General features: G+C 56.8%; 1 protein-coding gene. It reads left to right on the forward strand.

The window, feature by feature from the left end:
* On the forward strand, positions 1 to 1,376 hold a 1,376-nt coding region (locus ACOSYY_RS04225; RefSeq protein WP_421661021.1), incomplete at its 5' end, for a sigma-54-dependent transcriptional regulator.
* Positions 1,377 to 1,891 lie beyond the last annotated feature (515 nt).

The raw sequence follows: 1,891 nt of genomic DNA on the forward strand, positions 1-1,891 counted from the left end.
AGGCGGTCGGGTGCGATGTCCTGGCGGTGCCGACCGGTACGGACGGGATCGAAGCGATCCGAGAAAAAACGTTTGATCTGGTGATCACCGATCTCCGGTTGCCGGGTACGGACGGGCTGTCTGTGCTCCGGACGGCCAAGGGCAAGGAATCCCAGACCGAGGTGCTCGTGATTACCGCGCATGGATCAGTCGATACAGCCGTCGAAGCCATGAAACTGGGAGCATTCGATTACATCACGAAGCCGTTCCAGATGGATGAATTGCTCCTGATCGTTGAGCGGGTCGGCAGTATGATCATGCTCCGTCGGGAGAATCAGGATCTCAAGCACCAGCTCGAAGAAAAGTTCTGCTTCAACGGCATTTTAGGGGCGAACAGTCAGATGCGGGCCGTGTTGGAGAAGATCAAGCTCGTGGCCGAGACCGATTCCACCGTCTTGATCGTCGGGGAAAGCGGCACGGGCAAGGAACTTGTCGCCAACGCGCTGCACCAGAACAGCGCGCGGAAAGGGTATCCGCTGATCAAAGTCAGCTGCGCCGCGTTGCCGGAGTCGCTGCTGGAAGCGGAACTCTTCGGCCACGAGAAAGGCGCGTTTACGGGTGCGTTACGCCAGCGGCGGGGACGATTTGAGATGGCGAATCGAGGGACCTTGTTCCTCGATGAAATCGGCGAAATCTCGCCTGTGGTGCAGGTGAAACTTTTGCGCGTCCTGCAGGAGCGCACCTTCGAACGGGTCGGGAGCAATGAGCCGATCGAAACGGATGTGCGGCTTGTGTGTGCCACACAGAAAGACTTGCGCAAAGAGGTGGCTCAGGGCCGGTTTCGCGAAGATCTCTTTTATCGGCTCAACGTTGTACCGATCGTCGTTCCACCGCTCAGGCAACGGCAAGAAGACATTATGGTGATCGCCGAGCATGTCCTTGAAACATGCTCGCTCAAGCTGAACAAGCACCTGCGCGGGTTTTCCCAACAGGCGCGTGAATTGTTGCTTCGCTATTCGTATCCGGGGAATGTGCGGGAATTGGAAAACATGGTCGAGCGGGCAGTGGCTCTCGGGCGGGATCAGGCCGCGGTTCAACCCCCCGATCTCTGTGGATTTCAATCCTGTCCCTACCTGGGAGGCGTCCAACAAGAATCCTGCGGCTTCTGTAGCGAAGGTTTGACCGGAGGTAAAAAGAAGAAAGATGCGACCCTGACCGCGCTTGCCGCTGCGCGAGAAAGTTTTGAGAAGGACTACATCGTCTCCGTATTGGAACGGGTCGATGGGAGCCGCACGACCGCGTCGAGAATCTTGGGATTGTCACGCAAGGCCCTGTGGGAAAAATGCAAACGTTACGGTATTCCGTCGGCACATGGTGACGGAGGGGGGGGAGACTAGCAGGATGCTGAAAAAGTCCGCCAGCGGCGTTCTCGCAAGACACAGCCGCCTCACCATCTCGGCGGCGTTCACAGGCGTGCCGTGCCTTATTCGGCACGGCGTGAACCTCAGAGGCTCAACGTACCGAAGCGTACGCCTCGCCTCTTCACTCGCTGTGGCCTTGCTGGACAGGCTTTTTGAGCATCCTGCTGTTATTCTGGTGTTAGCACCGTACGACAATTCCATCATATTGTTGGCATCAACCGTGGTTTCCGCAGCATGCTAGAGGCTTTCATCCCCATACCGGCCGCAATCGTGCGGTTAGAAGAGATGTCGTCGCGTTGGCACATATTCTGTGTAACCTACTGAGGAGGATTTGAATCATGAATCTTTTCAGCAGAGCCATACATGTCTCGCTGGGCCTTGTCCTAGTCGCGGGGGTGGCGTATGCCGCTGAACCGGCGGAAGTGGAAAAGTTCGTCAATGCCCGAATCGAGATCGGCGAAATGATGACGAACTATTTCAAAGATGGCCAG

It is taken from the genome of Nitrospira sp. BLG_2, assembly GCF_049222245.1.